Origin of the sequence: Natronococcus occultus SP4, from assembly GCF_000328685.1 — an archaeon.
Taxonomy (GTDB): Archaea; Halobacteriota; Halobacteria; order Halobacteriales; family Natrialbaceae; genus Natronococcus; species Natronococcus occultus.
Map to the genome: position 1 here is coordinate 2,577,807 of NC_019974.1, position 19,800 is coordinate 2,597,606.

General features: G+C 66.3%; 19 protein-coding genes and 1 pseudogene. 10 read left to right on the top strand and 10 right to left on the bottom strand.

The features are described from left to right. Window positions 1–15: 15 nt before the first annotated feature. On the top strand, window positions 16–1,320 hold the full coding sequence (aspS, locus tag NATOC_RS12870) for an aspartate--tRNA(Asn) ligase (RefSeq protein WP_015321882.1): 1,305 nt from the start codon (window positions 16–18) through the stop codon (window positions 1,318–1,320). Window positions 1,321–1,574: 254 nt separating this feature from the next. Here the strand turns inward: aspS and NATOC_RS12875 are convergent, their stop codons facing one another. Then, complete coding sequence (locus NATOC_RS12875) at window positions 1,575–3,215, bottom strand: potassium channel family protein (protein ID WP_015321883.1); 1,641 nt, start codon at window positions 3,213–3,215, stop codon at window positions 1,575–1,577. A gap of 187 nt (window positions 3,216–3,402) precedes the next feature. Here NATOC_RS12875 and NATOC_RS12880 point away from each other — a divergent pair, with 187 nt between their 5' ends. The 3 genes and pseudogenes from NATOC_RS12880 to NATOC_RS12890 all read left to right on the top strand — a co-directional run bounded on the left by NATOC_RS12880 (window position 3,403) and on the right by NATOC_RS12890 (window position 5,326). Next, window positions 3,403–4,146, top strand: a complete 744-nt coding sequence (locus tag NATOC_RS12880) for an Lrp/AsnC family transcriptional regulator (protein WP_015321884.1) — start codon at window positions 3,403–3,405, stop codon at window positions 4,144–4,146. A gap of 3 nt (window positions 4,147–4,149) precedes the next feature. After that, window positions 4,150–4,623: pseudogene (locus tag NATOC_RS12885) on the top strand (potassium transporter TrkG); the annotation flags it as partial. Window positions 4,624–4,894: 271 nt separating this feature from the next. Next, window positions 4,895–5,326, top strand: coding sequence for a universal stress protein (locus NATOC_RS12890; RefSeq protein ID WP_015321886.1), 432 nt, complete (start codon window positions 4,895–4,897; stop codon window positions 5,324–5,326). A gap of 33 nt (window positions 5,327–5,359) precedes the next feature. On the opposite strand, the gene NATOC_RS12895 is transcribed toward NATOC_RS12890, so the two are convergent. From NATOC_RS12895 to NATOC_RS12905, 3 genes are all read right to left on the bottom strand, one after another. Continuing rightward, window positions 5,360–7,039, bottom strand: coding sequence for a cation:proton antiporter domain-containing protein (locus tag NATOC_RS12895; protein ID WP_015321887.1), 1,680 nt, complete (start codon window positions 7,037–7,039; stop codon window positions 5,360–5,362). Then, window positions 7,036–8,784, bottom strand: coding sequence for a cation:proton antiporter (locus NATOC_RS12900; RefSeq protein ID WP_015321888.1), 1,749 nt, complete (start codon window positions 8,782–8,784; stop codon window positions 7,036–7,038). Before NATOC_RS12900 ends, NATOC_RS12895 begins: the two co-directional genes overlap by 4 nt. A gap of 192 nt (window positions 8,785–8,976) precedes the next feature. Further along, window positions 8,977–10,479, bottom strand: coding sequence for a beta propeller repeat protein (locus tag NATOC_RS12905; RefSeq protein ID WP_015321889.1), 1,503 nt, complete (start codon window positions 10,477–10,479; stop codon window positions 8,977–8,979). 195 nt (window positions 10,480–10,674) lie between these two features. On the opposite strand from NATOC_RS12905, the gene NATOC_RS12910 reads away from it, so the two are divergent. Together NATOC_RS12910 and NATOC_RS12915 are read left to right on the top strand one after the other, a co-directional pair. Next, window positions 10,675–11,502: a pantoate kinase gene (locus tag NATOC_RS12910; RefSeq protein WP_015321890.1), complete on the top strand. Its 828-nt coding sequence runs from the start codon at window positions 10,675–10,677 to the stop codon at window positions 11,500–11,502. 50 nt (window positions 11,503–11,552) lie between these two features. Then, window positions 11,553–12,332: a 4-phosphopantoate--beta-alanine ligase gene (locus tag NATOC_RS12915; RefSeq protein ID WP_015321891.1), complete on the top strand. Its 780-nt coding sequence runs from the start codon at window positions 11,553–11,555 to the stop codon at window positions 12,330–12,332. Here NATOC_RS12915 and NATOC_RS12920 read toward each other — a convergent pair. Further along, window positions 12,329–12,991 carry a hypothetical protein gene (locus NATOC_RS12920; RefSeq protein WP_015321892.1) on the bottom strand — a complete coding sequence of 221 codons (663 nt, stop codon included), beginning with the start codon at window positions 12,989–12,991 and terminating at the stop codon, window positions 12,329–12,331. The two genes, NATOC_RS12915 and NATOC_RS12920, sit on opposite strands and share 4 nt — an antisense overlap. Before the next feature lie 139 nt (window positions 12,992–13,130). On the opposite strand from NATOC_RS12920, the gene NATOC_RS12925 reads away from it, so the two are divergent. Continuing rightward, on the top strand, window positions 13,131–13,409 hold the full coding sequence (locus tag NATOC_RS12925) for a HalOD1 output domain-containing protein (RefSeq protein WP_015321893.1): 279 nt from the start codon (window positions 13,131–13,133) through the stop codon (window positions 13,407–13,409). A 64-nt stretch (window positions 13,410–13,473) separates the two neighbouring features. Further along, window positions 13,474–14,454, top strand: a complete 981-nt coding sequence (locus tag NATOC_RS12930; RefSeq protein WP_015321894.1) for a tyrosine--tRNA ligase — start codon at window positions 13,474–13,476, stop codon at window positions 14,452–14,454. A 71-nt stretch (window positions 14,455–14,525) separates the two neighbouring features. Here the strand turns inward: NATOC_RS12930 and NATOC_RS22380 are convergent, their stop codons facing one another. After that, window positions 14,526–14,696: a hypothetical protein gene (locus tag NATOC_RS22380; protein ID WP_015321895.1), complete on the bottom strand. Its 171-nt coding sequence runs from the start codon at window positions 14,694–14,696 to the stop codon at window positions 14,526–14,528. Window positions 14,697–14,832: 136 nt separating this feature from the next. Here NATOC_RS22380 and NATOC_RS12935 point away from each other — a divergent pair, with 136 nt between their 5' ends. Then, window positions 14,833–15,771 (top strand): biotin--[acetyl-CoA-carboxylase] ligase, encoded by a 939-nt coding sequence (locus NATOC_RS12935; RefSeq protein WP_015321896.1) that lies wholly within the window; start codon window positions 14,833–14,835, stop codon window positions 15,769–15,771. Here NATOC_RS12935 and NATOC_RS12940 read toward each other — a convergent pair. Together NATOC_RS12940 and NATOC_RS12945 are read right to left on the bottom strand one after the other, a co-directional pair. Continuing rightward, window positions 15,768–16,271, bottom strand: coding sequence for a universal stress protein (locus tag NATOC_RS12940; RefSeq protein WP_015321897.1), 504 nt, complete (start codon window positions 16,269–16,271; stop codon window positions 15,768–15,770). The genes NATOC_RS12935 and NATOC_RS12940 overlap by 4 nt on opposite strands. A gap of 184 nt (window positions 16,272–16,455) precedes the next feature. Further along, window positions 16,456–18,162 (bottom strand): tRNA uridine(34) 5-carboxymethylaminomethyl modification radical SAM/GNAT enzyme Elp3, encoded by a 1,707-nt coding sequence (locus NATOC_RS12945; RefSeq protein WP_015321898.1) that lies wholly within the window; start codon window positions 18,160–18,162, stop codon window positions 16,456–16,458. A gap of 102 nt (window positions 18,163–18,264) precedes the next feature. Here NATOC_RS12945 and NATOC_RS12950 point away from each other — a divergent pair, with 102 nt between their 5' ends. Then, window positions 18,265–18,702 (top strand): hypothetical protein, encoded by a 438-nt coding sequence (locus tag NATOC_RS12950; RefSeq protein WP_015321899.1) that lies wholly within the window; start codon window positions 18,265–18,267, stop codon window positions 18,700–18,702. Between the two features lie 86 nt (window positions 18,703–18,788). On the opposite strand, the gene NATOC_RS12955 is transcribed toward NATOC_RS12950, so the two are convergent. Beyond that, on the bottom strand, window positions 18,789–19,301 hold the full coding sequence (locus NATOC_RS12955; RefSeq protein WP_015321900.1) for a DUF411 domain-containing protein: 513 nt from the start codon (window positions 19,299–19,301) through the stop codon (window positions 18,789–18,791). Between the two features lie 38 nt (window positions 19,302–19,339). Then, window positions 19,340–19,771, bottom strand: a complete 432-nt coding sequence (locus NATOC_RS12960) for an SHOCT domain-containing protein (protein ID WP_015321901.1) — start codon at window positions 19,769–19,771, stop codon at window positions 19,340–19,342. Window positions 19,772–19,800 lie beyond the last annotated feature (29 nt).

Below are 19,800 nucleotides of genomic sequence, written 5' to 3' on the forward strand. Positions count from 1 at the left end.
CCGGAATCGGGTGGTATGCAGGACAGAACCTACACTGCCGACGCCGAGCCGGGCTCGGACGCGACGGTCGCCGGCTGGGTCCACGAGATCCGCGATCTCGGCGGGATCGCCTTCCTGATTCTCCGGGATACGACCGGAAAGATCCAGATCAAGTTCGAGAAAGACGAGATGGACGACGAGCTCGTCGAGACCGGGCTGGACGTCTCCCGCGAGAGCGTCGTGAAGGTATCCGGCGCCGTCGAGGAGGAACCCCGCGCGCCGACCGGCGTCGAGGTCACGCCGGAGTCGCTCGAGGTGCTGGCTCCCGCCGACCCCGAGCTGCCGCTTGACCCCTCGGGGAAGGTCGACGCCGACCTCTCGACGCGGCTGGACAACCGCACGCTCGACCTTCGGAAGGACGAGGTCCAGGCGATCTTCGAGATCCGTTCGGAGATCCTGCGTGCGGCCCGCGAGGCGTTCCGCGAGTTCCGCTGTACGGAGATCACGACGCCGAAGATCGTCGCCACCGGGACCGAGGGCGGCACCGAGCTGTTCCCGATCACGTACTTCGGCGAGGAGGCCTTCATGAACCAGTCCCCGCAGCTGTTCAAGCAGCTGATCGCGGGCTCGAACGTCGAGCGTGTCTTCGAGATCGGCCCGATCTTCCGCGCCGAGGAACACAACACGCCCCGCCACTTAAACGAGGCGACCTCGATCGACTTCGAGGGCGCGTTCTGTGACGAACACGACGCGATGGACGTCGCCGAGGGCGTCGTCACGGCTGCCTACGAGGCCGTCGCCGAGAACTGCAGCGAGGAGCTCGAGGCGCTCGGTCTCGAGGAGTCCTTCGAGGTGCCCGACGGCGAGTTCCCGCGGCTCAGCTACGAGGAGGCCATCGAGCGCATCAACGCGACCGGCGAGCTCGACGAGCAGCTCGTCTGGGGCGACGACCTGCCGACCGAGGGCGAGAAGGCCCTGGGCGACGACGTCGGCGGCCACTACTTCATCACCGACTGGCCAAGCGAGATCAAGCCGTTCTACATCCAGGACCACGACGACGACGAGGGGCTCTCGACGGGCTTCGACCTGATGCACCCGCGCATGGAGCTGGTCTCGGGCGGCCAGCGTGAACACCGCTACGAGCAGCTCATCGAAGGGTTCGAACAGCAGGGCCTCGATCCCGAGCAGTTCGACTACTACACGAAGATGTTCAAGTACGGGATGCCGCCCCACGCCGGCTTCGGGCTTGGCGGCGAGCGCCTGATCATGACGATCCTGGGTCTCGAGAACATTCGGGAGGCTGTGCTGTTCCCGCGAGACCGGCAGCGACTCTCGCCGTAGGCGAGGTCGCCGTTCGTCGATCGGGAACTCGTCGGGCGAGCAGTGCGAGTCCGACGGTGTTCCCGCGAGATCGCCAACGTCTGAGCCCATAAGGGCGAAGACTTGGCGAGCCGATGACTGGCTGAAGTACGATCTCGAGCAGAGGGAACTTCGATTTCGAGCCTCGATCACTCCCGGTCTCGTACCCGTGGTGAACCCGCTCGGAACGCTCTCACAGACGATTGTTCCACCGGCGTGGGGCTCGCGGAGGCCGGTCAGTGAGCGACCCGGTCCGGAGTGACGGTCTCTTCGAACCGTTCGATGGCGTCCTCGCTTCCGCCGGCGATGAGGATATCGTCCTCTTGAACGACGAAATCGGCGGTGAGATCGGTTCGAAGCTCGCCGTCCCGCTCGACGCCGATCACGGTACAGCCCGTTCGGGCGCGCAGATCCGCGTCGCTGAGACTCATCCCGACGAGCGACGGCGCCGCCGAGCGGACGAACTCGAACTGGACCTGCGGCGTGACGATCTCGACTTCCTCGATCAGGTGTGAGGCCAGGATCTCGCCCGTCACCGTCGGCAGGGAGAGAACGTAGTCGGCGCCCGCGTTGTACAGCTTCCAGACGGTGTCCGGGTCGTCCGCGCGGGCGATGATCTCGACGTCGGGATCGATCTCCCTGATGACCAGCGTCGCGTAGATCGTGGTCGTATCGTCGTCTAACGCGAGGACGATGGTCTCGGCGTCCTCGACGTCGACGTTCTCGTAGGTGTCCGGATCGGTCGCGTCGCCGACGACGTCGACGCCCTCCCGCTCCACGTGGTCGACGACGGTAGTGTCGATGTCCGCGTCCCGCAGCGTCTCGGTCACCGACCAGCCGACCGTACCGTACCCGCAGACGACGACGCGGGACGGGTGGTGGTGGGTCGGGATCGATCTGGCGGTGACGTCCTTGAACCCGCCGTGGCCGCCCGCGACGAGGAGGATGGTGTTCTCCTCGAGGACGGTGTCGGGATCGGGGGAGATAACGAACTTGCCGCCGAGCCAGACGCCGACGATCGTGATCCCCTTCCGATCGAAGATTTCGGCTTCCCTGATCGTGCGGCCGGCGAGGTCGCTGCCCTCCTCGATCAGCAGCTCGGTGATCTCGTAGTCGTTCTCGACCTCGATCACGCTCCGAAGTTTCTCGGCGAAGGAGATCGTCGCCCGCATGCCGAACGCCTCGCCGAGCTGCTGGCGGGCCAGCACGACCTCGTCGGCGCCGGAGTACTCGTGGTACGTCGCCGTCTTGTAGTCTCGGACGACGCTGATGATCCGCATCTCGGGGTCGATCCGGAGCGCCGACAGGATGATCGTCGGGTTCGCCTCGTCGTCGACGTCCGCGACGAGACCGCGCGCCTCCGCGGCGTTGGCGTCCCGAAGCGTCTGGATCTCCTCCGGATCCCCGTGAACGGCGTTGATACCTCGATCCGCGAGCTCCGAGACCAGCTCCGGGTCGGGGTCGACGAAGAGGTAGGGGATCCCGACCTCGTCGAGCTCCTTTCGCAACACGTCGTCGAGCGCCGAGTGACCGCAGATGATCACGTGATCGGTCAGATCGCTGGTCGTCGGCGGTCCCGACTCGAGGGCCTGTCGAAGCAGCGGGATCGCGAACAGCGGCAGTCCAAGAAAGACGAGCAGGACGCCGGTGAGATTCATCCCGATCACAAGAAGGTTCAACACCGCGCTCTCCCACGGCGCGTGGCCGCCGAATCCGGCGGTCGTGAGCGACTCGATGACGACCTGTACGGCCTTGTAAAAGGGAATTTCACGACCCTCGAAGGTCAGCATCGCCCACTGATACACCGTCGCGTAGACGACGATGATCGCGGCGACCGTCAGAAGCGCGTATCCGATTCGGCGTCGCCAGTCCTCCATCGGGTTCTAGTATCAAACCGCCGTTAATAGTCCTTCCGTAACTCTCCTCAAATATTATCAGCATCCCCAAAATATTGGAGATATATTTACGGATTCAGTATCGACCGGTGTCGGAGACCGTATCGATCGCTAAAGACGGCGGCGACCGAAAGTGAGGAACCGTCCCGTCCCGTCGGTTCTCCCAGATATGGGCATTCGTCTCGACGACGTTAACAAGCGGATCATCCACGCGCTGATGCAGGACGCACGGAACACCTCCGCCCCGATGATCGCCGAGGACGTGGGCGTCTCCCCTGCGACGATTCGAAACCGGATCGATCAGCTGGAGAACGCGGGCGTTATCCGGGGTTATCACGCGAACGTCGACTTCGAAGCGGCGGACGAGATGCTGACGACGCTGTATACGGCGACGGCTTCGGTCGAGGAGCGACCGCGACTTGCCCAGCAGGCGCGGACGATCACCGGCGTCGTCAACGTCCGCGAGTTCATGGCAGGCGAGGAGAACCTCCACGTCCTCGCGGTCGGGCCGGACGTCGAGGCGCTGAACGACGTCGCCCGCGAGCTGACGAAACTCGGCCTCGAGATCGACGACGAGAAGCTCGTCCGGACCGAACAGTTTCAGGCCTACCACGCCTTCGGTCCTGCTGAAACCCACCAGCAGTTCTCGGACTACATCAGCCTCGCGGGCGGGAACGAGGTCGTCGAGATCACCGTCGACGACGACGCGCCGATCGTCGGCAAGTCCTTAGAGCAGGCCGACGGCGAGGGACTGCTCGAAGACGACACGCTCGTGGTCTCGATCGAGCGCACCGACGATGTCCTGACGCCGACGGGCGGCACCGAGGTTCGTGCCGGCGACATCCTGACGGTCCTCTCTCGCAGCGACTTCGATACGTCGATGCTTCGGGCGTTCCAATCCGACGACGGGTAAGATATCCTCCTGATCGCGATGTTCGTCGGCGGTTCGACCGGGTCGACCGGCGGCGGGATCAAGGTCCTTCGATGGCTGATCATCTTCAAGTCGCTCCGGCGAGAGGTGTTCACGACGATCCATCCGGAAGCGGTTCGGCCAGTACGGATGAACGGACAGGTCCTCAACGAGGACGCGATCCGCGGGATCTACGCGTTCACGCTGCTGTACCTCGTCATCTTCTTCGTCGGCGTCGGTCTGTTCGCGGCCGACGCTGCCCGCGTCGGCTTCGAGATCGGGCTGCTCGACCTGTTGAGCGCCTCGATCGCGACGCTCGGAAACATCGGTCCGGGGCTCGGCCCGGTCACCGGGCCGATGGGCGGCTACGTCGACTTTCCCACCAGCTCGAAGCTGCTGATGATCCTCTACATGTGGATCGGACGGCTCGAGATCTTCCCCGTCCTCGTGCTCCTGACTAAGGCCTACTGGCGGAGCTGAACGGAGCGTCGAGGACTCGACTCATGTTCCGGCATCGGTAACAGGATTAATAGTGATGTATGCGTAACGTAGAAATGGGATGGGGGTACTCGACGCATTACGCAAGAGTGGCGGCAGGACCGAGCTGTACGAGTGCCGAAACTGCGGCTTGGAGCTCGCCGACGACGGCAAGGAGTGCCCCCACTGCGGCTCGGAGGAGATTGCGCACTACGTATTTTGAGGGTGAGCGTCTCGGGAGAACGTTCTTGTACCGAGTTCTCGAAGTCGTCACATGGGTCTTTTTCAGCATCTCCTCGTTCCAATCGCGACCGAATCGGACGTGCGGACGACGTGTGCCGCGCTCGAACCGTACCTCGAGGACCTAGAGCGCGTTACGGTCGTCCACGTTATCGAGAAGGCTGGCGGCGCACCCGATAAGGCGCCCCTCGAGAAGCGCCGCGAGGACGCAGCGGAGTTTCTCGCGACCGCGGAGACGATGCTCGGCGAGTTCGTCGCCGTCGACACGCGGACGGTTTTCGCGACCGACGTCGTTCCAGCGTTCTTCGCGGCGGCCGACGAGGCGGGCGCGGACGCGATCGCGTTTCGGGCCCGCGGCGGCAGCCGGATCAGGCGTATCCTCGCCGGCGACATCACGACGAACCTCGTTACCGATCCCGAACTTCCGGTAATTTCCCTGCCGAACCCCGAAACGAACGCCAGGTAGCGACCGAGCGAGGGGACGACGGATCAGTGGACGTTACCGGAGCCGTTCGACGTCGCTCGGGCCGTACTCGACGGCGCGCTCGAGCCGCTCCTCGCCGTGGTCTCTGAGGTCCTCCAGGGAGGTGTCGCCGATCAGCACCGACTCGATCTGCTCGGCGAGCTGCTCGGCGGCCAACTCGTCCGGGATAGCCACGAAGAGCGCTCCCTGCTCGAGCAGCTCCGAGCCCGATTCGACGTCAACGGCACGAACGATGACGTCGGCGTCGATATCGAGCGCGAGGATCTGTTCGGCCCACGACTCTCGGGCGACGGTGCCGACGATTAGCGTCGCTTCGTCGACGTTCGCGACGGTCCAGGCCGATTCGGTCATGACGTCGCCGAGGACGTAGTTCTCGCAGTGCTCTCTGGCCGCGTCCTCGCGATGGGGGTCGCTCTCGATGACGACGTAGGGCTGGTCGACCCGTTCGCAGGCTTCGACGACCTGTTGGCCCTCGCGGTCGTACTCGGTGATGATGACGTGGTTTCGGATGTCGTCGCTGACCTGGCTCTGCTCCCGCACCCGCTCGAGGCCCGTCTCGAATACGCCGCGGTCGACGAGCCGCTGGAACCCCGTCTCGGCGTACCGGCTCGTGAGCGTCGAGCCGAGCATCGTGATGATCGCTGCGAGGACGATCGCGTCGAACAGCTCCGGGACGAGCACGCCGGCGGCGAGCGCTTCGATCGCGATGATGAGCGCGAACTCGCTGATCTGATCAAGGTTGTAGCCGGCCAGCGTCGCTGTTCGCGAGTCGTACGACCGCCAGCGAAGCACCAGATAGGTGACCAGCGGGTTGAGGACGAAGACGGCGACCACCAGCAGAGCGCCGACGCCGAGCGTCTCGAGCGTCGGGATCGAGACGAGCGCGCCGAGCGTGATGAAGAAGATCGGCGTGAAGAAGTCCTCGAGGTAGCCGATCGCGTCGACCATCTCGACGTCGTGGGGGTACTCGGATGCGACCGCGAGTCCGGCCGCGAAGGCGCCGACGACGATCGAGACGCCGGCCAGTTCCGAGATCGCGATGAAGCCGATGATCAGCGAGACCCCGGTGAGCATGAGAATCTCGACGTCGCTCTCGGCAGCCATCACGAACCGCTCGAACAGGAAGTGACGGAACGCCAGGGCACCGGCGATCATGGCGATCCCGGCGCCAAGCGGGGCGAGGCTGCTGTCGGTGTAGACGAACGCCGACAGCAACAGGACCGCGACGATCGCGACCACGTCCTCGACGAAGTGGATCGACTCGGCCATCCGCTCCTGTAGGCTGCGGAGCCTGACTCGCCGCTCGAGCAGGCTCAGCGCCACCAGCGACGAACTGAGCGTCGCGGCGAGCGTGAAATACAGTGCGTTGAGCCCGTCGAACCCGAGTCCGAGTCCGACCCCAAACATGATGAATCCGGTCACGAGGAGCTGCAGGATCGAGACGATAAGGCTATCCCGTCGCAGCTGTTTCCCCTCGAGGGGTTCGAGTTCGACGGCGAACGCGAACACGAGGAAGGCGATCCCCCACTGGGCGAGATCGAGGAGCTGTCCCTCGTCGACGACGAGGCCGATACCGACACCCGCAATGAGATAGAAGGGGACGGCCGGCAACGAGAGGCGGGTCGCGGTAATTAGCAGAACCGCCGCGACGACGAAGATTAGCGTAAGCGCCGCGATGAACTCGAGCTCGCTCATTCGCCGTCACCTCCGCTGACGTCAGCGGCGGTTCCGGCGCCCTCTCGGGGCGGTTCGGGCGGAACGGTTCCCCGTTCGCGGATCCGGTCCATCGACTCCCGGACCGACTCTCGGAACCGATCCCGGTCCTCGGCGAACGTCTCGATGTATTCGCCGAGCAGTTCACCGGCCATCACCTCCTTGAGCGCGACGTAGTCGGCGCCCAGCTCGTAGAGATCTTCTGCCTCGTTGACATGCTCCGCGGCGGCGACGACGAATGTATCCTCGGCCGTCTCCTCAACGAGTTGTCTGTTCACTGAAGGAGGACGAGCCATCGAGAGGACGAACGCAGCGTGCTCGAGGTCGACCTGCTCGCGGATCTCGCCGTGTCGGATGTCGCCGTAGCGGAAGTCGACGTCCCTCGACTCCAGCTCGTCGACGTTATCGACCGAACGGTCGACGACGATTACGTCCTCGAACGCCTCCCGTACCACCGGCAGCGTCTCGCGAACGACCGGGTCGTAGCCGACCACCACCGCGTGATCCTCAGTGATCGAGAGCGAGGCGTCGCGCTGGTCCTCATCCTCGAAGCGCTCGAGGTAGGGCGCGGCCTGCTCGTAGATCCAATCGTTGTAGATGATGATGTACGTCGATATCGTCATCGTGACCAGCGCCATCACACTGAGATACCCCAGAATCGGCTCGTCGACGAGTCCTTCCGTGACCGCGAGCGCACCGACGACGAGCGAGAACTCACTGACCTGAACCATGTTGATGCTTCCGAGGAACGACGTCTCCGGCGCGAAGTTTTCGCGGTTGATGAGGTAGAACATGATGAGGAAGTTGCCGACCATCAGCACGGCCGAGGCGACGAGCGCCTCCTGCCAGTACGCGAGCAGGTAGTCAGCCTCGAGCTGGAGCCCGATGCTCGTGAAGAAGACCACGAGAAAGAAGTCGGTCACCGGTCGCATTCGCTCCTTGAGCTCGGTGCTGTAGGGAAGCTGTGCGAGACTGAGGCCGGCGATGAACGCCCCAACCTCGACCGAGAGTTCGAGAGCCTCTGCGACGAAAATAAAGAGGAACGCCCACGCTAGTCCGACGACGAACAGGACGTTCCGGTCGCTCGCGACCGACTCGAGCAGTGTCGGCAACACGTACTGGTAGGCGACGTAGGAGGCGGCCCCCATCGCCGCCATCAGTCCGAGGATCCAGGCGACGTCGAAGAGGATCTCACCAGCCGTCCCCTCGAGCCCCGCGCCGACCAGCGCGAGGACGATCACGAGGTAGATGTCCTGGACGATGAGGACGCCGATGTCGATCCGTCCCGGGAGGCTCTTCAGATCTCCCTTCTCGTCGAGCAGCTTGACGATGATCGGCGTCGCGCCGAAGACGGTCGCGAGCGCGATGATGAACACGTCCATCCCGCGGAAGCCGAGCAGGAACGCGATCCCGAACGCGGCGGCGGTCTGGAGGATCGTCTGTCCGATCGCGATGTTGACGATCGGCCTGAGGATACCTTTGATCCGCTCGAATCGCATCTCGATCCCGAGCACGAAAAGCAGGAAGCCGAGTCCGAGTTCGGCCATCACTTCGATGAGCTGTTCTTCGGTCACGACGCCGAGCAATACGGGACCGAGAACGATCCCGGTCAGGATGTATGCGACGAGCGTCGGCTGTCCGGTCCGTCGGGCGGCGTAGCTCAGCACCGTCGCTGCGACGATGACGATGGCGAAGTCGGCCGCGAGTGCAATTCCTCCGAGTGGCATCTTATCTCGTTTCGTAGCGACAACGACGTTGCGCGCCGGGGATCGACGCGCCGGCGGCATCGGGACCGAGCGGACCGCCACTGGCGTTCTCGAGGCGCCGTTCTCGGCAGTTTCGTGTGTTCGTTGTTCCTGACGACGCCGTCCTCCAGATCGAGGACCCGCTCGCATCGACGGCGACGGCACGAGCCGCGATCACCGCCGCTCGATCACTGTCCCCTCGCCGCCGACGGCGACGCCCAGGCCGTCGCCGAGCGCGATCGCCTCCAGTCCTGCGGGCGCGTCGACGTCGGCTCGCTCCCAGCCGGCCGTCGGGTCGTCGCGCTCGTGGATCGCTCCCCCCGCGGTACACACCGCGAGTCGCTCTCCCGCCCGGACGATCCCCCCCAGCGCGTCCTCGCAGACTCGCTCGGGAGTCCACCGCGAGCCGTCGTAGCGGTGGACGACGCCGCCGTCGGTACAGAGGTGACAGGTCCCGCTTTCGCCCTCGCCCGCGGCGATCCCGGCGGGGGTGCCGTCCGCGTCCTCGATCCCGATCCGCTCGAAGCTCCGACCGCCGTCCTCGGTCGCGAAGACGCCGTCGTTCGTGTCACAGCAGAAGCCGTCCTCGCCACCGAGGACGACGTCACTCAGGCTCGAGCCGCTTCCCGGCGTCGCGGGCTCGTCCCAGCTGCAGTCGCCGTCGCGGTATCGGCCGCGCAACACCTCGCCGGAGCCGTTGATCGCCAGAATCGTCTCCTCGTTCGCACCGCCCGCGACGGCGATTCCGGCCAAGTTATCGGTTCGATCGTCGGGCGCCGAGTAGTCGGTGTGGCGGCCCGAGGCGAGGTCGAGTCGGCCGACTGCGCCGCCGTCGCCGGCGACCCAGGCGGCCCCGCCGTCGTCGGTTACGTCGACCCCCGACAGGGTCTGGCCCTGAGCTGCCGGGCCGTCCTCGAGGACGACGGTCCACTCCTCGCCATCCCGCGTGACGACGACGCCGTCCTCGCCGACGGCGACGGCGCTCGAGTCTGCGACCGCGGCGTCGAGCAGTGCCGCGTCGGTGGGCGCGTCCGCGTGTCGCCACTCGGGTTCGGTCTCCGGCTCGTCAGCGTCGTGCGGTTCGGACGCCGGTGTGGCGTCCTCGGTCGCTGGTTCGGCCTCGCCATCGCCAGCCGGCTCGTCTCCTTTGGCACCCGACGCAGCTGTATCCGTCGACTCGGTCGACGGTTCGGCGCCGGCTGTCGGCTCGCTCGAGGGGGCCGACTTCGACTCCGCCTCGGGTTCGGGCTCTGGTTCTGGTTCTGGTTCTGGTTCTGGTTCGCGGTCGGCCGTCGACGTCTCCTCGAGCGACTCCCGTCCGTCCCGACCCGAGGACTCGGCTCGCGATTCCGGCTCTGCCGGCGGCGGACCGAGGGAGTCGGCTCCCGACTCCGGAGCGGACCGTGTCTCGGGGTCGCCTCGCTCGTCGTCCGAATCCGCGAGCGCCGCGTCGGTCGGCGACATCGAGCTCCCGGTCGTGTCGTCGCCTCGCCGCGAGATGTAGAGGACGATCGGCGGAACGATATAACAGGCAAGCGCAAGGAGGACGAATCCACGGTGGACGAACGTGAGCAGCCCGAACGCAGTCAGCCCGGCCGTCGCGACGGCGTGCATCCACGTCTTCGTGTACTGCTGGAAGAACGCGCCGAAACCGCTGGGTCCCGTGTTTGCCGCCATCGCTCAGTTCCACCCGTCCTCGAGGATCGAGCTCTCGTCGTCGCTGCCGGCTACGGAGTCGACGGACCGCGACGAGGACTGTTCGCTCATCGCGCGTTCCTTGATGCTCCGAACGGAAAAGGCGGGAGCATGAACCGGCCAGAGATCGTCTTCGAACCTGCAACGTTATACCGGGCCAGCGGTAATCGAAGGGTGATGCGAGAGGAGGCGACGGCGTTCGTCCCGGGTCACGTAACCGGGTTCTTCAGTGCGCATCCGGACGACGACCCAACGAAGGCCGGCTCACGGGGGGCAGGGCTGACGCTGACCGACGGCGTCGAGGTAACGGTCGAACCGGCGGCCGAGCGGACGGTCGTCCTCGACGGCGAACCGATCGCGATCGACCCGGTAGTCGACGTCCTCGAGGCGCTCGAGGCGCCGGCCCGGGTCGAAGCCGTCTCGGAGCTCCCGCTGGGGGCCGGCTTCGGCGTCTCGGGAGCGATGGCGCTTGGCACGGCGTTCGCGGCGAACCGGGTCTTCGAGCGACACCGTTCGCGAAACGAGCTGGTCGCGATCGCCCACGCAGCGGAGGTGCGGGCCGGCACCGGGCTGGGCGACGTCGTCGCCCAGGCCCAGGGTGGGATCCCGATCCGGCTCGAACCCGGCGGGCCGGCGGTCAACGAACTCGACGCAGTCCCCGCCCGGAGCCGCGTCGAGTACGTCCCGTTCGGCGAGCTGTCGACGGCCGACGTCCTCGCGGGCGAGACCGCACAGCTCTCGCGGGCCGGCGAGGCGGCGCTGTCGCGGATCGTCGAGGAGCCCACGCTCGAGGCGTTCATGGACGCCTCCGAGCGGTTCGCACGCGACGCCGAGCTGTTGACGCCGCCCCTCGAGGCGGCGATCGAGGACGTAACGGCCGTCGACGGACAGGCGTCGATGGCGATGCTCGGCGAGACGGTCTTCGCGCTCGGGACCGGGCTGTCCGACGCGGGCTACGAGCCGTCGGTGTGTACGACCCATCCTGCCGGCGCGGTGCTGAAGTAACGATCGCGGGTATCGGTCGGCTTTTCATTGACGGTCGCGAGCTATCGTTCGTGACCGATTACGACACCGTCTCCGCCGACGTCGACGACGAGGAGGAGATTCCGGAGGACCACCCCAGATACCAGGACCTGCTCACCCGCCACCGGATCGAGCAGGGCGTCGAGAAGGGGATCACCCACCTACAGGGGATGCACGCCGAGGGACGGGGTAGCGCCTTCGACTACCTGCTCGGCGAGGAGACGATCCCCAGCGCCGACGAGGCCGAACGGGCCGCCGCAGCCCACCTGCTGCTCGCCGAGCGACCGGTGCTGTCGATCAACGGCAACGTCGCGGCGCTCGTTCCCGGAGAGATGGTCGAGCTCGCCGACACCGTCGACGCCGATCTCGAGGTCAACCTCTTCAACCGCACGCCCGAGCGGATCGAAGCGATCGCCGATCACCTGCGGGCACACGGCGCCGAGGACGTGAAGGGACTCGAGGCCGACGCCCGGATCCCGAACCTCGACCACCAGCGCGCGAAGGTCGACGCCGACGGCATCCACGCGGCCGACGTCGTGGTCGTCCCGCTCGAGGACGGCGACCGTGCGGAGGCCCTCGAAGCGATGGGTAAGACCGAGATCGTGATCGACCTCAACCCGCTCTCGCGGTCGCCCCAGGTCGCGGAGGTCCCGATCGTCGACAACATCATCCGCGCGGTGCCGAACGTCACCGCCCACGCCCGGACACTGGCCGACGCTGACGAGTCGGAGCTGCGCGGGATCGTCGAGGGGTTCGACCGGGAGGAAGCGCTCCGAGCGGCCGAGGAACGGATCCGTAGCGGCGAGCTCTAGAACTCGTCGGTGATACGGGGCGAGACAGCCGTGCGACCGTTCTCTCGGTCGATGATGTGACCGTCGTCGTCGGGGTCGACCAGGGGGACTCGGGACGTGACCGACGCCGAAAGCTCCTTGACCCGGTAGTACGACAGCGCGAAGTACTCACTGGCCCGGCGGCTGACCGAGTCATCGATCTCGTAGCGGATGTCGCAGTCCTCGCCCCGTAGCGTCTCGCCGTCGTCGTCGACGAGCCAGCGCTGGGTCAGTTCGACGCCTTTCTCGGCGTCGTACCCCCGCGCCACGTAGTGTTTGTAGGGGTGGCGGATCCAGGAACATTCCCAGTGGGCGTAGACGTCGACACCGTCGGGACCGTCGAGATCGTGGAGGACGACGTGAAGCTGGGGTGACGCGAGCGGCGAGGGTCGCCAGACCCACGATCCCTCGGCGGTGTTGCCGTCCATCCGGACCTTCACTGCGGAGATCGGGTTGCGCGAGAAGCCGAGATCGGACAGCAACGACTCGATCTCCTCCTCCGAGCAGTGCGCGGTGAGCGCGTACTCGTCGGCGGTGGTGTGGGTAACGGCGTAGCCGCCGAACGTCCCCCGGAGGAGGTAGTGGATCTGTGGGTAGATCGTTCGGCGCGCGGCGTTGACGGCGTCCTCTCGAAAGCCCATACGACCGATGGATGCCCCGATACGGACAAGTATCTTCGGCAGGCAATGGCCGCGGTTCGCGAATCGACGGCCGGCGGGCGTGTATGCACACGCCGGTAGAACCGTTACGAAGGTACCCGTCGGTAGTCCGCACACTCAGATGAACGCGACAGATAACGGAGACGTCATCACCAGACGAACACTCAACACCGATCGAGAGGAGCCGACAGCCCAGATTCCCGAGATCGTCGCCGAGTTCGAGGGTCGGGATCCCACCGATCTGCCGCCGGTGTACTACAGCGTCGACGAGTTGCTCTCGAGTCTCTTCTCGTCGCCCCCGCGAGCGAGCGCCGACGCCGCGGTCGAGTTTACCTACCAGGAGTACCGGTTCCGGGTTCGCCAGGACGGGACGACGACGGTAACTCGCGCCGAGGGCTGATCGGCCGCGTCGCAACCGCGGGTCGGTTACTATAAAACCGTTCGCCGGGTGCGATGAGATAGAGATGGACGCCTACGAGTTGATCACGCGAAACGCCGACGAGGTCGTAACCGACGAGGAGGTGCGCGAACTCGCGGAGGATCCCGCGGGCAAGCGCGTCTACGTCGGCTACGAACCCTCCGGCGTGCTCCACCTGGGACACCTGTTGACGGCCAACAAGCTGATCGACCTCCAGAACGCCGGGATGGAGGTCGTCGTACTGCTCGCGGACGTCCACGCCTACCTCAACGGGAAGGGCAGCTTCGAGGAGATCCGCGAGACCGCAGAACAGATGCAGGCACAGTTTACCGCCTACGGCCTCGAGGAGGAAAACACCGAGTTCGTCTACGGTTCGGAGTTCCAGCTCGACGAGGAGTACACCCTCGACCTCCACGAGCTCGAGCTCTCGACGACGATGAACCGCGCCCAGCGCGCGATGGCCGAGCTACAGAGCGGGGAGACCGCGAAGGTCAGTCACCTCGTCTACCCGCTAATGCAGGCCCTGGACATCGAGTACCTCGATCTGGATCTGGCCGTCGGCGGCTTGGACCAGCGCAAGGTCCACATGCTCGCCCGCGAGGAGCTTCCCGAACTGGAGTACGAGGCCCGTCCCTGTCTGCACACGCCGATCGTCGCTGACCTCACCAGTGGCGAAGGGAAGATGTCCTCGAGCGAGGGCGTCACGATCTCGATGGAGGACTCGACAGAAGACATCGAGGAGAAGGTCAACTCGGCCTTTTGCCCGCCCACGCGCGATCCGGAGGGCGACCTCGAGAACCCCGTCCTCGAGCTGTTCGAGTACCACGTCTTCCCGCGCTTCGATGAGGTCATCGTCGAGCGCCCCGAGAAGTACGGCGGGGATCTGACCTACGAGGAGTACGAGACTCTCGCCGCGGACCTCGAGTCCGGCGAGCTCCACCCCGCCGACGCGAAGGGCACCCTCGCGAGCTACCTCGACGAGCTGATCGCGCCGGGCCGCGAGAAGCTTCGCGAACTGCGAAGCTGAGACCCAGCGGTGCTGGATCCTCGGTTCAGCAGACGCCGAGCGGAACAGCCGTCGCGACGATCCCGCTCGGGTCAGAACTCGACCGCACCGATCCACGGCTCGTCGCCGCAGTACTGACACTCGAAGCTCGTTTCGTACTCCTCGCAAGGCTCGTGGACCCCGCGCCCACACGTCTCACAGGTCGTGATCTCGCTCTCGTCGGGCCGCGTGCCGCAGGTCGTACAGCGCGTACCGATTTTCATGTGTCGTGCTAACTCACCTCATGTATTCGACGCTCCGAGAGCGGGCCACAAAAACCTCCGGATCGGACGGACGAGCGACCGGTCAGGACGGGAGCCGATCCAGCCGATTCAAGTGCGATCGCCGCCCACCTCCGGTATGAACGAGACGCGGCGAGCGATCCTCGAGGCGATCGGCGACGGCCCCGTATCGGGCCCCGAGATCGCCGAGGAACTCGACATCTCGCGGGCGGCCGTCTGGAAGCAGATCGACGCGCTGCGCGAGGCCGGCTTCGAGATCGAGGGCGGGACGTCGGGGTACGAACTGACCGCTGTCACCGCCTACAACGGCCCCGCGGTCGAGTACGGGCTCGAGGCACCCTTTTCGATCGAGTACCACGACGCGATCGGCAGCACCAACGACCGCGCCCGGGAGCTGGCAACTGACGGAGCCAGCGACGTCGGCGTCCTCGCCGACGAACAGACCGGCGGCCGAGGACGGCTCGAGCGTGCGTGGACGGCTCCCTCGGGCGGGGTCTGGCTGAGCCTCGTCACCCGCCCGTCGGTCGCCCCGGCCCGGGCGCCGCTGTACACGCTCGCGGCCTCGGTCGCGACCGCGCGGGCGGCCCGGGAGGCCGGCGTCGATGCCCGGATCAAGTGGCCCAACGACGTCGTCGTTCCCGTCGGCGACGACGGGGGATACCGCAAGCTGGCGGGGATTCTCACGGAGATGGAGGGCGAAACTGACCGGATCGCGTGGCTCGTCGTCGGGATCGGGGTCAACGCCAACGTCGACGCCGACGCCCTCCCGCCGGAGGCGACCTCGATCCGCGCCGAGGCGGGCGACGTCGACCGGCGCGCGTTCGTCCAGCGACTGCTCGAGGAGTTCGACCGCTTCCGGACCGATCTCGAGGACGTCGTTCCGGCCTGGCGCGAGCTGGCGCTGACGCTTGGCCAGCGCGTCCGGGTCGAGCGCCCAACCGACGAACTCGTCGGCGAGGCCGTCGACGTCACCGAGAGCGGGGCGCTGGTCGTCGAGACCGATGACGGCCGGGAGACGGTCTCGGCCGGCGACTGCGAGCACCTGCGGCCGCGCTAGACGTCGGAGGGTTCGGGGGTCTCGCCCTCCGCGGTCTCGGGCTGGCGCTCGGTGTCGGCGTCCGTCCCGTCCTCGCCGAGTCGAACCGTCAGCACGGGTATCGGCGACTGTCTGACGACCCGTTCGGCGACGCTGCCCAGAAGCAGTCGGTCGATCCCGCCGCGGCCGTGGGTGCCCATGACCACGAGATCGCAGCTATCGGGGGTCGCCTCGCGGACGATCACCTGGCTCGGCGACCCCTCGTGGATCTCCGTCTCGACCTCGACGTCCGGGGGAGCGAGCTCTTCGACTCGCGCGAGTGCACCCTGTCCCTCCGAGCGAAGCGCCTCGCCGATCCCTTCCCAGGCGGTCTCCATCGGCAGCCCACCGTAGCTGGCGACGTTGGCGACGTAGATCGCCCTGACCGTCGCGTCGTGAGTGCGCGCGAGCTCGAAGGCGTACTCGAGCGCGCGCTCGCCCTCCGGCGAGCCGTCGGTCGGGACCAGAATGCAGTCGTACATCTGTTACCACGTGGCATAATACGTCGTCGGTAATAACGTTGTGGTAGTATCGAGCGATTCCCACACGAATACTGACAGGCCGCTCGCGAGACGGGTCAGTCGGCCCGAGCAGGCGACGGACGAGGACGCAGCTCGGGAACGAACCTGCGAACGAGCAAAAACGGTACCGACGCGGACGGAGAACTCAGAGTCGCTTGCTCACGTAGGGGCCGTCCTGGTGGTAGCCCAGCTTGTTCCGGTAGTACTCCCGCGCGCCGATCCCGGAGATGACGCTGATCTTGTCGTAGCCGGCGTCGGCCGCGAGTTCCTCGGCGCGCTCCATCAGCCGGCGGCCGTACCCCTTGTGCTGGTGCTGTCCGGTTTCGCCCTCGTCGCCCATGGCGACCTCGCTTCCGTAAACGTGCAGTTCGCGGACGAGGGCGGCGTTCTCGAGCTCCGGCCGGAGTCGATCGCCGTTCGCGGCGGCTGCCGCGGTGCGGTCCGCGGGTCCGTCGCCGTGAGGGAATCGGAGTCGACAGAACCCGACCAGGAGATCCTTCTCGAAGTCCTCGAACGAGATGAACTGCTCCGTCCCGCCGCAGGCGTCGTAGCTCATTACGTCGAGCTCGACGTCCTCGGGCTCCTCGTCGTGGTGGCCGGCCTCCCGACAGCGGATACAGTCACAGGACCAGCCGTGCTCGTCCATCCGCTTCCGGGCGAGCTGTCGCAGGTTCGACTTCCAGACGCCGGCGTCGATGAAGTCCGCGGGGATGTCTCGCTGGACCCGCTGGAGGCGCGTGTAGCAGGGAATCATGTCTTTGATCTCGGCGACCAGCTCCGCGGCCTCCTCGTTGTCGAGCGGGTCGAACTCCCCCTTGTGCCACCAGTCGTAGGTCGCGGTCCCCCGAACGATCAGGGTCGGGTAGATCTTTAGGTAGTCGGGCTTCCACTGTTCCTGCTCGAACAGCCGGCGGAAGTCCTCGAGACACATCTCCTTGCTCATCCCCGGCTGGCCCGGCATCATGTGGAAACCGACCTTGAACCCCGCGTTCCGGAGCCGGCGGTTGGCGTCGATCGACGCCTGGGCGCCGTGGCCGCGGTGCATCTCGCGGTTGATCCGCTCGTAGGTCGTCTGGACGCCGACCTCGACTTTCGTCCCGCCCAGCTCGAGCATCCGATCGATCTGCTCGGGGTCACACCAGTCGGGCTTGGTCTCGAAGGTCGTCCCGATGTTCCTGATCTCGTTCGTCTCGTTTTCCGCGATGACGTCCTCGAGGTACTTGAACTCGTACTCCTCGGGATCCTCCGCGAAGCTGACGCCCTCGGCAGGTTCGGGCTCCTTGTCGACGTCGTAGTCGTTCATCGCCTCCAGGGCGCGTTTGACGAACCACTCCTGGTAGTCGTGACTGCGGGCGGTCATCGTCCCGCCCATCAGGATCAGCTCGACCTTGTCGACCGGGTGACCGATCTCCCGGAGCTGTTCGAGCCGCAGGGTCACCTGGCCGTAGGGGTCGTAGTCGTTCTGGACGCCCCGCGCCGCCGCGGGCTCCTCGCCCGTGTAGCTCTGGGAGCTCGAGAACTCCGAGTCGGGGCCGCCGGGACAGTAGAGACACTTCCCGTGGGGACACCGCTCGGGCGAGGTCATGATCGCGACCGGGGAGACGCCCGAGGCGGTCCGGACCGGTTTGCGCTGGAGCACCGCCTCCAGATCCTCGCGGTACTCCTGGGGCGCGTGATCAAGCAGCTCGGAGTTTTTCGGCACCTTCGGCGCCGAGTGTTCCGAACACGCCTCGAGTTTGGCCTTTTCGACCTCGTCGCGGTCGATCTCGCCGTCGAGGATCCGCTCGACGAGCGTCTCGCAAACCTTCTCGAACGCGTCGGTTTCGGTCGGTTCGGGCGTCTCGGTACTCACTATACGGAGTTGGTCCCGGAGCGTGAATAAGCGTGTCGGACTCGCTACTCTTCCGCTCGGGAGCAGTACGGCTTTGACCGCTCGCCCGCAACGGTAGCCTGAATGCGCGAGATCGAGCTCTCGTACACCGTCGAGCCGCCGGCCGAGCAACTCCGTGAGCGACTGACGCCGCGTTCGATCCTCGAGTACGCGGACGTCTACGAGGTTCGAGCCTGCGAGCCGACCGACGACGGGGCCGAAGCCACGGTCGCGATCGACGGATCCGAGATGACGGTGCAGTTTTCGGCGCTCGAGGACGGGTACGAGTACCGCTTCGTCGACGGCGAGATGTTCGCGGAACGCTACTCGCGGCTCACCGTCGAGGACGGCGAGGAGACACGCGTCACGGCGACGGCCCGGTACACGTTCGACTCGATCTGGTCGTTCGTCCTCGATCGACTCGGCGCGAAAACGGTGCGCCGGGAGCTCGAACTGACGATCACGAACCTGCTCGAGGACGTCAAGCGGGCCGAAGCGAACGACCCACCCCGGGAGGAGTGAGCGGCTCAGACGGCCGCCGTCCCCGCGTCCCGGCGGGTCCGCGTTCGGGGTGTAGCCGTGTCGGAACTGACGAACGGCGACCCGCCTCAGACCTCGACGTACTCGAAGACGGCTCCCGATTTCTCGAACGCGGCGATCGACAGCGGTCCGTCGCCGGGCGGCCCCATCCCCGGAGAGTGCTGGGGCATCCCCGGCGCCGCGATGCCGAGAACGTCCGGTTCGTCCGCGAACAGTTCCTCGACGGCCTCGAGGGGGACGTGTCCCTCCACGAGGTAGTCGCCGAACTCGATCGTGTGGCAGCTCCAGGCGTCCTCGGGAACCGACAGCTCGCGTTTGACACCCTCGAGGTCGTCGGTCTCGTTGACCTCGACGTCGAACCCGTGGTCGTCGAGGTAGTCGACGTACGCCTCGCAGCAGCCACAGTCGGGGTCGTGGTGCTGGACGACGTGCTCGACCGGGAGCGAGCCCGACCACGTCCACTCGTCGCTCCCGTCGGCCGACTCCCCACCGTCCACCTCTGAGTCGCCGAAACAGCCGGCGAGCCCGCCGACCGCGAGCGCCGCACCCGTCGAACACAGCCACCGTCGTGAGATACCCATGTGCGCCGCTAGCGAGCGCGCTCTCATATATCGTCCGCTCAGTCCCGCGTCTCGAACTCGAGGTCCTCGGATCGCTCGTTTTGCCGTTCGCGTCGCCAGCGGTCGGCGTCCTCGAGGGTCTCGGTTTCGAGCAGGCGATCGAGCTTGCGCTCGAACTGCTCGTCGGTCAGCTCGCCCGCGGCGTAGCGATCGCGAAGCCGTTCGAGGGCGTCGGTGGCCGACGGCTCCTCGTCGTCCGGCTCCTCGAGGGTCTCGGGGTCGATCTCGTCTTCCGTCCACCACTCCCGGACGTCGTCCTCGTCGCCAAACAGCAACGCGACCATCGGCACGACGACGATATACCCGAAGAGCAGCGCCGCGAGCCACCACCCCTGGCCGGTGAACATCGCGGCGAGCCAGATCCCGGTCACGAGTGTCGCCGTCACCTCCGTGGCGTTCTCGCGGAGCCGCGTCCTCGGGTCGGTGCCCATACGCTACGTGTGATAGCGACTGCCAAATG